General features: G+C 53.3%; 9 protein-coding genes. 2 read left to right on the forward strand and 7 right to left on the reverse strand.

Features of this window, described 5'->3' with window-relative positions:
• Window positions 1–30: 30 nt before the first annotated feature.
• The gene (locus FDW95_RS22540) at window positions 31–453 is read right to left on the reverse strand and encodes a DUF805 domain-containing protein (protein WP_115259764.1); all 423 of its coding nucleotides are present in this window, start codon (window positions 451–453) and stop codon (window positions 31–33) included.
• Between the two features lie 225 nt (window positions 454–678).
• Here FDW95_RS22540 and FDW95_RS22545 point away from each other — a divergent pair, with 225 nt between their 5' ends.
• The gene (locus tag FDW95_RS22545) at window positions 679–1,278 is read left to right on the forward strand and encodes a DUF1454 family protein (protein WP_115259765.1); all 600 of its coding nucleotides are present in this window, start codon (window positions 679–681) and stop codon (window positions 1,276–1,278) included.
• A gap of 108 nt (window positions 1,279–1,386) precedes the next feature.
• On the forward strand, window positions 1,387–2,154 hold the full coding sequence (gene tpiA / locus FDW95_RS22550) for a triose-phosphate isomerase (RefSeq protein ID WP_096758826.1): 768 nt from the start codon (window positions 1,387–1,389) through the stop codon (window positions 2,152–2,154).
• A gap of 41 nt (window positions 2,155–2,195) precedes the next feature.
• Here tpiA and FDW95_RS22555 read toward each other — a convergent pair whose 3' ends face one another.
• The 6 genes from FDW95_RS22555 to fieF form a co-directional block, all read right to left on the reverse strand.
• Window positions 2,196–3,668: a DASS family sodium-coupled anion symporter gene (locus FDW95_RS22555; RefSeq protein ID WP_096758827.1), complete on the reverse strand. Its 1,473-nt coding sequence runs from the start codon at window positions 3,666–3,668 to the stop codon at window positions 2,196–2,198.
• 112 nt (window positions 3,669–3,780) lie between these two features.
• A complete protein-coding gene (locus tag FDW95_RS22560) occupies window positions 3,781–5,085 on the reverse strand; it encodes an SLC13 family permease (RefSeq protein ID WP_115259766.1) in 1,305 nt (434 codons plus the stop codon).
• Window positions 5,086–5,158: 73 nt separating this feature from the next.
• Window positions 5,159–5,908 (reverse strand): CDP-diacylglycerol diphosphatase, encoded by a 750-nt coding sequence (locus FDW95_RS22565; protein ID WP_115259767.1) that lies wholly within the window; start codon window positions 5,906–5,908, stop codon window positions 5,159–5,161.
• A 103-nt stretch (window positions 5,909–6,011) separates the two neighbouring features.
• Entirely contained in the window at window positions 6,012–7,001 is a 990-nt protein-coding gene (gene sbp / locus FDW95_RS22570; RefSeq protein WP_096758830.1) for a sulfate/thiosulfate ABC transporter substrate-binding protein Sbp, read from the reverse strand.
• Window positions 7,002–7,200: 199 nt separating this feature from the next.
• Window positions 7,201–8,163: a 6-phosphofructokinase gene (gene pfkA / locus FDW95_RS22575; RefSeq protein ID WP_096758831.1), complete on the reverse strand. Its 963-nt coding sequence runs from the start codon at window positions 8,161–8,163 to the stop codon at window positions 7,201–7,203.
• A 184-nt stretch (window positions 8,164–8,347) separates the two neighbouring features.
• Window positions 8,348–9,250, reverse strand: coding sequence for a CDF family cation-efflux transporter FieF (gene fieF / locus FDW95_RS22580; RefSeq protein WP_096758832.1), 903 nt, complete (start codon window positions 9,248–9,250; stop codon window positions 8,348–8,350).
• Window positions 9,251–9,355: the final 105 nt, after the last annotated feature.

Below are 9,355 nucleotides of genomic sequence, written 5' to 3' on the forward strand. Positions count from 1 at the left end.
GGGTGACACTTTCGCCATCTGGCATGGTATTCACGCTTTGTACTTCACGTCCTGCGTATCCTTACCAAACTTATTCTCGCCCTGGGTGCCAACAAACGCGCCCAGGTCAATCAGCATGCCGACCAGAATCAACGTGGGGACAAAGCGTCCGACGACCCACGGCAAGAGGCTGGGTAACATCGTCCAATTTCCTGCCAGCAGCATCCACGCCAGAATCATCAATAGCGCCCATGCGCCAGAGCGTCCCCGGTCATGCAGGCGTTTTACCGTCACCGCCGCTGTCGGCCATAACAAGCACACCAGGCAAAAAGCCGCTGTCTGAATATCGAGAAGTTTTTTACTCGCCAGCGAGAACAGAACCAGCATACCGACAATCCAGAGGCCGACCCAAATCCAGAAATCACGGCGTCCAATACGCCCTTTAATTGAGAATAACCACTGCTGTATGGTCATGTAAGTTCCTTTATTATTACCTTCAAGAACAGCTTACCCTTTTGACAAGCCCGACGGTTTTGCTCTATGGATTTCGAGTGGTGGGAAGGCGGCAAGTGAATGCGTCCCGATGAGCTTACTCAAGTAAGTGATTCGGGTGAATGAACGCAGCTAACGCACCTGCCACTTGAAAGACGACGAGTATATCGTTTTAATCGTGGTCAGTCATAATGAAAGGTACGATTGATGAAGCAAGGATTTACTCTGTTTTTATTATTGTTTTCAGCCCTGTCCGCAAGCCCTGTGGCTCGGGCGGAAGCGCCCTCGACGGCAACCACTGCCCCCTATCTGCTGGCGGGCGCGCCGACGTTTGATCTGTCGATCAGCCAATTTCGTGAAAACTTTAATACGCAGAATCCGAAGCTTGCATTAAATGAATTCCGCGCCATCGACAGCAGCCGCGATAAGGCAAATCTCACCCGAGCAGCCAGTAAAATCAATGAAAACCTGTATGCGTCATCAGCCCTTGAGCGCGGGACATTGAAAATTAAAAGCATGCAGATAACCTGGCTGCCGATCCAGGGGCCGGAACAAAAGGCAGCCAAAGCCAAAGCGCTGGAGTACATGAGTGCCGTCATCCGCACCGTAGCCCCCTTACTGACCAAAGAACAAAGTCAGAAAAAACTGCAAAAATTGCTCACCGCAGGCAAAAGTAAGCATTACTACGCAGAAACCGAGGGTGCAATTCGCTATGTCCTGGCAGATAACGGCGAAAAAGGGCTGACCTTCGCTGTTGAACCGATTAAGCTGGCGCTATCTGAAAATCTCGAAGGGTCGAATAAATGACAAAAAGCAAAGCCTTCATGATGATCAATCTCTATACTGTTTCACAGACCATGCTGCCCTGACGGGCGGCCATCTTCCTTAATTCGCTGACAAGCGTGGAGAAATGAAATGCGACATCCTTTAGTGATGGGTAACTGGAAACTGAACGGCAGCCGCCACATGGTAAACGAACTGGTTGCTAACCTGCGTAAAGAACTGGCTGGCGTTGCTGGCTGTGCAGTAGCAATCGCTCCACCGGAAATGTATATCGACCTGGCGAACCACGCCGCTGCCGGTAGCCACATCATCCTGGGCGCGCAGAACGTTGACCTGAACCTGTCTGGCGCATTCACCGGTGAAACCAGCGCTGAAATGCTGAAAGATATCGGCGCGAAATACATCATTATCGGTCACTCTGAGCGTCGTACTTACCACAAAGAGTCTGACGAACTGATCGCTAAAAAATTCGCCGTGCTGAAAGAGCAGGGTCTGACGCCGGTTCTGTGCATCGGTGAAACCGAAGCAGAAAACGAAGCGGGCAAAACTGAAGAAGTGTGCGCACGTCAGATCGACGCAGTACTGAAGACTCAGGGCGCAGAAGCATTCGAAGGCGTGGTTATCGCTTACGAACCTGTATGGGCTATCGGTACCGGCAAATCTGCAACTCCGGCACAGGCTCAGGCTGTTCACAAATTCATCCGTGACCATATTGCTAAAGCTGACGCAAAAATCGCTGAACAAGTTATCATCCAGTACGGCGGTTCCGTAAACGCAGCTAACGCGGCAGAATTGTTCGCGCAGCCGGACATCGACGGCGCGCTGGTGGGTGGTGCTTCTCTGAAAGCCGACGCCTTCGCCGTGATCGTTAAGGCAGCTGAAGCCGCTAAACAGGCTTAAGTTGTTGTAAGGGGGGCATTGCCCCCCTTGTCATCTCCGCGTTACCAATATCCCAGCCAGTGCCACCAGAAGGCACCCGTTACCCCCCAGATAGTCAGGTTGGCCACACTCATCACCAGCCCTGTTTTCCACCACTCAGCCAGCGTAACGTAACCCGAGCCAAAAATGATGGGCGCAGTACCTGTGCCGTAGTGCGTGAGCGACATCATCAACGAGGATGAGAATCCCAGCATCAGGCCAAGCAGCGCCGGAGGCGCACCGAGACCTAATCCCGCCGCGAAGAACGCCGCGAACATCGCCGTAATATGCGCGGTAGTGCTGGCAAAAAAGTAGTGCGAATAGACGTAAAGCAGAACCAGCAGCAGTGTGGCGATACTCCAGTGAACGCCGAGATGATCGATGGCACTTCCGACGCTGGTCGCCAGCCAGCCGACCAGGCCCAGTTTGCTCAGGAAGTCCGCCATCATTACCAGCGCAGCAAACCAGACTATCGTATCCCATGCCCCACGGCATTTGAGAATATCATCCCAGCTGAGTACCCCGGTCACTAACAAAATTGATAAGCCGATTAACGCCGCGCTGGTGGGGTTGACGGTCCAGGCACTGCCCATAATCATCGCAGGAACACCCGCCCACAGGCAGAGCAGCAAAACGAAAACCGCGAGGGTGATTTTCTCTGCCAGCGCAAGCGGGCCAAGCGCATCGAGCTTTTGCCGGGCGAACTGCGGCGCGTTCGGCGTGCGGGTAATGGCCGGCGGGTAGAGCCACCAGATAATAATGGGCATCACGATCAGTGAGACGACCGCAGGCAGAAGCGCAGCGATGGCCCACATTCCCCAGGTCATATTCAGTACCCCATCCGTCCCTTTGGTCAAAAAGCTGACAATCAGTGGGTTAGGCGCGGTCGCAGTAATAAACATCGCCGAGGTAATCGGGTTAATGTTGTAGTTCACCAGCGCCAGATAGCGGCCGGTAGAACCGTTTTCCTTATCTCCCGGCTGAGACCCGAGGCTTTCGGCAATCGCCCGCATGACCGGGTGAATAATCCCACCACCGCGCGCGGTATTGCTTGGGGTTACGGGGGCTATCAGCGTTTCCGCCAGGGTTAACGCCCAGGCAATACCCAGCGTCCGTTTGCCAAACAGGGCAATAAACCCATAGCCAATGCGCGCGCCCAGCCCCGTTTTCAACAGGCTTTGCGACAGCATGATAGAGATACCGATCAACCAGATCAGTTGGTTAGAGAAACCGCTCAGCGCATCACTCAGCGCCGCAGTCGGTTTACCAGGGTGAGTGACGCCGGTCATTGCCACCAGCATAATCGCGACAATCGCGATAGCGCCAATAGGCATGGCTTTGCCAATGATGGCCGCGATAGTGCCAATAAACAGCGCCAGCAGATGCCACGCTTCGGGGGTAACGTCAGGAGGGCAAGGGATAACAAACCAGATAGTCAGGGTAATCACGATCGAGATAATGGCAGGCCAACAGCGTATAGGGGTCAATCTGTCCATGAGACAATCCTTGAGTTTCCAGCACGCAAGTATGCACATCGATATTACCCGGTATCGACATGCAGAATGCGATTCACCTTCTCAATACATAAATTTTTACGATTACAAGACGTTATAGCTTCCCCAGTACGCTAAACCACAGATAATCCAGCGGCAGCAGAACCAGGTACGTTGCCATAGCCAGCGTAATGCACAGCAGCATTCCTGCCCGTGCAGGCACTTTGCCTAGCGCCATCGCCACCACAATTGGCGATGCCTGATACGGCAGCAACGGAGTGGAATAGCCCAGCACCTGAATCATAATCACCGACAGCAGCGGAAACCCGGTCGCATCGGCAAAGCTCTGTGCCAGCGTGGTATACAGCGCCGGAACGCCGTTGGCGGTCATAATAAAATTGAGCGCCGTGGTAATACCGGTTAACGCCAGAAAGCTGGTAAAGGGTTTATCCGCGTCCAGCGGCATCACGTGTAGCAACGCCTCCCCCACCGCGCTACCGATGCCGGTTTGCGTCACGGTGATCGCCAGCCCCAGGATCCCCGCCACGTAAATACAGGTGCGGATGTTCACCCCGCTGGAAAACTCGTCCCCGTTAATAAAGCCTACCCGTGGCAACAGCGTAATGATTGCCGCCGCCAGCCCAGTCCAGGCCGGACCAATACCGTGCCAGCTTTCGCTGACCCACATCAGCAACACCACCGCTAACATCCAGGCCAGCCGTTTTTCATCGCGACTCATCGGCGCAGGTGGCGTCACATCCATAGGGGCATGGGGCTTGCCGGGGAACAGCCAGCAGATCAGTCCAACCAGCAGCGCGCCTTTTAACCACCCGAGGACCGGCGTATGCAGCAATAAATAGGGTAGATAATTCAGATGGATACCGTAAGAACCTTCCGTTGCGCCGCTCATCACCAGATTCGGTACGTTGGCGGGTAGGATGGTAGCGGAAAGCTGGAACGTCCCAAAACCCACGGCTAACGCCAGACCGTACCAGGCACGGGTACCGTCGACAATGCCAGCGCGTTTCGCCATCGCCGCGACAATCGGCATCAGCAGCGCAATACGCCCCATATTGGACGGCATCACAAACGCCAGCGCATAGCTCAGCAGCACCACGCTTGCGACCATTAACGGCCAGGAATCGGTCAGCCGGGACGACAACGCCCGCGCCGCCCTGTCCGCCAGTCCCGTTTTACGTATCGCGATGCCCAACACGAAACCGCTGAAAACCAGCCAGAACGCCGACGAAGCAAAGCCGCCAAAAATCACCTCCGGTGGGGCGATTTTCGCCACCATTGCGACAGAGAAGAATATCAGCGCCGTAATGAACTCCGGTAACAGCGACGTAGCCCAGAGCAGAATGGTGATGCCAACCACCAGAGAAGGGATAAACAGAGGGTGCGTAAGCCAGAGCGACATGCCTGTCTCCTGTTGTTTTTTTCAACAAGAATACGGGGACAGGCACAGAGAGTAAACGCCAGATTAGGTGGGGTTACCGCAGGATCTGGCACTGATGATCCTGAATTTCCTCGGCGGAGGCGAGATTCAGCGACAGCAGATCGCGCTGAGTCGCCAGCAGGACAAAGGACTCATCACTCTGACGCACCATCGCCAGCGCATAGCGCCCCATATGATCACGCGCATCCGGCACCTCTTCTGCCAGCATCATAAACGGGCTGCGCTGTGCCAGTTCGTTTTCCGTCACACGGCGCGCCAGATACTCGTGCCCACGTAATCCCCCCGGCAAAGGCAGCCAGCGGGTGCTGATTTTCGCCAGATTGTCATCCAGTTGCGTTCTAACGTCAGGACGCAGGCAAGAGATATGAATGTGGAAATGGTTTTGCGTGCGGCCAGACGGCGAGTTGATCGTGAGTGATACCGCTTTATCAGGAATTTCCTGGCCGTATTTTTGGCTCATAAAACCGCGCGCTTGCCAGGCGAGCCAGAAAAAATTCGGCGTGCCTGATTGCAACAGCAGCGGGCTTTCCGTGCCGTTAATGCGGTAAGTGGGCATCAATAAGTATTGCAGAGGGCCGTTACGGTCTTTGAACACCACATACCCGGCATCCGGTTTCACCTCCGCACACGGCGCAGGGTTATGCCGTTGCAGCTGGTTCGGCAGGCATTGCTCAAGAACAATCTGGCGTAATGCATCCGGGTTACCGTTGAGTTTCCAGTAACCTATGCCCGCAGCGGCAGCGATAATCATCACCACCAGTAAAAAATAGCCTGCTTTTTTCATTACGCGTTTCCTGTATCCCATTGAAGGGTAAGCGTAACGTAAAATGATGACAAATAAAAAAGCCCGGTCGCGTTATGCCACCGGGCCTGCAAACACATCTGCGTTAGCGTTTACTGATTTGGTCAAACGTACCGCCGTTAGAGAAGTGCTCTTTCTGCGCTTTGGTCCAGCCACCAAACTCGTCGTCGATGGTGAACAACTTCAGCTTCGGAAAGGCATTTTCGTATTTCTTCGCCACGTCAGCATCACGCGGGCGGTAATAGTTTTTCGCCGCAATTTCCTGACCTTGCGGAGAATAGAGATACTTCAGGTAGGCTTCGGCCACTACTTTACTGTCTTTCTTTTCTACCACTTTGTCGACAATAGACACGGTCGGTTCTGCGAGAATAGATTCGCTTGGCGTGACGATCTCAAACTTGTCTTTACCCAGTTCGTTCGTCGCCAGCAGCGCTTCGTTTTCCCACGCGATCAGCACATCGCCAATTCCGCGTTCAACAAAGGTATTGGTAGAGCCGCGCGCGCCGGAATCCAGCACTTCCACGTTTTTAAACAGAGCTTTGACGAAGTCCTGAGCTTTGGCCTGATCGTTGTTGTTGTGGTGCAGGGCGTAACCCCATGCCGCCAGATAGTTCCAGCGTGCCCCGCCGGAGCTTTTCGGGTTTGGCGTAATGACTGACACACCCGGTTTAACCAGATCGTTCCAGTCATGAATCTGCTTTGGATTGCCTTTGCGCACCAGGAAGACGATGGTGGAGGTGTAAGGTGCAGAGTTGTCCGGCAGGCGTTTAATCCAGTTTTTATCGATACGGCCACGCTCAGCAATGGCGTCCACGTCATAGGCCAACGCCAGGGTAACCACATCGGCTTCGATACCGTTGATAACTGAGGTTGCCTGTTTACCGGAGCCACCATGTGACTGGCGGATCACCACGTTATCGCCCGTTTCCTGTTTCCAGTGCGCCGCGAAGGCTTTGTTGTACTGTTCGTACAGCTCACGCGTTGGATCGTACGATACGTTAAGTAACTGAATATCCTTTGCCAGAACGCTGGTCGATGCCAGCAATAATGTTAACCCTACGCCCCATTTGTTCATCGCCCAACTCTCTTATTTAATGTTGTGATGAGCAGAGCGTGCCAGAAAGCGATCCAAACTTTAAAGAATAAAAAAAGATTTGCTATAACGTGGGAGAATATATGGAGTCGGTTTTTTGCCTGATGGCGCTACGCTTATCAGGCCTACGATTTGCTCATGTAGGCCGGATAAGGCGCAAGCCGCCATCCGGCAATTGCAATCAGTACAATCTTTTCGCGCAGTCCAGCCAGTCACCTTTGAACGGACGCTTCATATTCTCGATAGCGTCGATGATGTCGTGGTGAACCAACTGTTCGTTCTGAATACCGACGCAGCGACCGCCATGACCTTCAAGCAGCAGATCAATGGCATACGCCCCCATACGGGATGCCAGAATACGGTCGTAAGGCACCGGGGAACCACCACGCTGGATGTGACCCAGTACGGTTGAGCGCGTTTCGCGTCCGGTTTCTTTCTCGATGTAATGCGCCAGTTCATCAACGTCACACATGTGCTCGGTGATCGCCACAATCGCGTGTTTCTTACCTTTGGCGATGCCAGCTTTGATTTCAGCGACCAGATCGTCACGGCTGAATTCAACTTCCGGAACGACGACGAATTCGCAGCCACCGGCAATTGCTGCCGCCAGAGTCAGGTCACCACAGTAGCGCCCCATCACTTCAACGATGGAGATACGCTGGTGAGAAGAGGAGGTGTCACGCAGACGGTCAATCGCTTCTACCACGGTACCCAGTGCGGTGAAGTAGCCGATAGTGTAGTCGGTGCCTTTAATATCGTTGTCGATAGTACCCGGCAGGCCAATGCACGGGAAACCCATTTCAGTCAGACGTTTTGCACCCAAGTAGGAACCGTCACCACCGATAACAACCAGGGCGTCAATCCCACGCTTCTTCAGGTTTTCGATAGCCACAGCGCGCACGTTTTCGTCGCGGAATTCCGGGAAGCGAGCAGAACCGAGGAAAGTACCGCCACGGTTGATCATGTCGGACACGCTATAACGGTCGAGCTGAACCATACGGTCTTCATACAAACCCAGGTAGCCATCATGGATCCCCATGACTTCCAGTCCTTCCGTCAACGCTGCACGTACAACACCACGGATTGCTGCGTTCATGCCCGGCGCATCACCGCCGCTTGTCAACACACCGATTTTCTTAATCATGACTACCTCTGAACTTTGGAATGCAAAATGAAATCTGCTGCCGGAAGTCGATTCCGCATATCGAAACGATCCAACGAATATGCAGATAGTATAACAATCACTTCCTGCTGAATTGATTCAGGTCAGGCCAAACGGTGGTAATTTATACACAAAATGCTGGCCCTGCTCACTTTTTTACAACGAATTATGAAAGCTCAAACATCTTGCCTTCCTTGGGTACGACTGAACAGGGATCCTGATGAATAATCACATCCGATCCCGGGAAACGCCGCAAAATCGCCTGCTCAACCTGTTCAGCCACTAAATGCGCCTGAACGAGCGGCAGATTATCTTCCATTTCCAAATGAATCTGAATAAAGCGGGTCGGCCCTGACTGCCGCGTGCGAAGATCGTGAGCGCCGCTGACTCCTGGCCATGACGTCACTATATCAATAATTTCCTGACGTTCTTCATCGGGCAAGGCGCGATCCAGCAAGGATTGCACCGCCTCGTAGCCCATACGCAATGCGCTATATAGAATATAGATGCCAATCCCGAGCGCAAACAAGGCATCCGCACGATGCCAACCGTACCAGGCCAGACCAAGCGCGACGAGAATAGCGCCGTTCATCATAACATCAGACTGATAATGAAGCATATCTGCCCGAACGGCCTGACTTTGCGTACGCTTAACGACCCAACGCTGAAACGTGACCAGTATGATAGTACAAATTAACGCAATGACGGTGACGATTACCCCGACGCCCGGATCTTTCATCGGCGTCGGTTGAACAAGATGCTGAATGCCGGTCAAAAATAAGAACAGCGCCGAGCCAGAAATAAACATACTTTGCGCCAGCGCCGCCAGCGATTCTGCTTTCCCGTGCCCGAACGTGTGTTCATCATCGGCTGGTTGTAAGGAATAGCGCACCACCAGCAAATTGGTTAACGACGCGGCAATATCGACCAAAGAGTCCACCAGTGCAGCCAGAATACTCACCGATCCGGTGTACCACCACGCAAAAATTTTGATCAAAAGTAACAGCGAAGCCATCACGGTCGCCGCGATAGCCGCCCGGCTCACCAGCCGCCCATAAGTTTGATTCATAAGCACTCCCATCAGGATATGCCGCTAGTATAACGGATGAACTAAAACAGTCAGGCAATAAGAAAGTGTCAAATTTTGGGCAAAAAAAACCCCCACATCATGTGG

Source organism: Citrobacter sp. wls718 (genome assembly GCF_005280945.1).
In the GTDB taxonomy this organism is placed as follows: domain Bacteria; phylum Pseudomonadota; class Gammaproteobacteria; order Enterobacterales; family Enterobacteriaceae; genus Citrobacter; species Citrobacter gillenii.

Coding starts and splice junctions, on each gene's coding strand:
- FDW95_RS22540 (WP_115259764.1), bottom strand. CDS start 453: ATGACCATACAGCAGTGGTTATTCTCAATTAAAGGGCGTATTGGACGC.
- FDW95_RS22545 (WP_115259765.1), top strand. CDS start 679: ATGAAGCAAGGATTTACTCTGTTTTTATTATTGTTTTCAGCCCTGTCC.
- tpiA (WP_096758826.1), top strand. CDS start 1,387: ATGCGACATCCTTTAGTGATGGGTAACTGGAAACTGAACGGCAGCCGC.
- FDW95_RS22555 (WP_096758827.1), bottom strand. CDS start 3,668: ATGGACAGATTGACCCCTATACGCTGTTGGCCTGCCATTATCTCGATC.
- FDW95_RS22560 (WP_115259766.1), bottom strand. CDS start 5,085: ATGTCGCTCTGGCTTACGCACCCTCTGTTTATCCCTTCTCTGGTGGTT.
- FDW95_RS22565 (WP_115259767.1), bottom strand. CDS start 5,908: ATGAAAAAAGCAGGCTATTTTTTACTGGTGGTGATGATTATCGCTGCC.
- sbp (WP_096758830.1), bottom strand. CDS start 7,001: ATGAACAAATGGGGCGTAGGGTTAACATTATTGCTGGCATCGACCAGC.
- pfkA (WP_096758831.1), bottom strand. CDS start 8,163: ATGATTAAGAAAATCGGTGTGTTGACAAGCGGCGGTGATGCGCCGGGC.
- fieF (WP_096758832.1), bottom strand. CDS start 9,250: ATGAATCAAACTTATGGGCGGCTGGTGAGCCGGGCGGCTATCGCGGCG.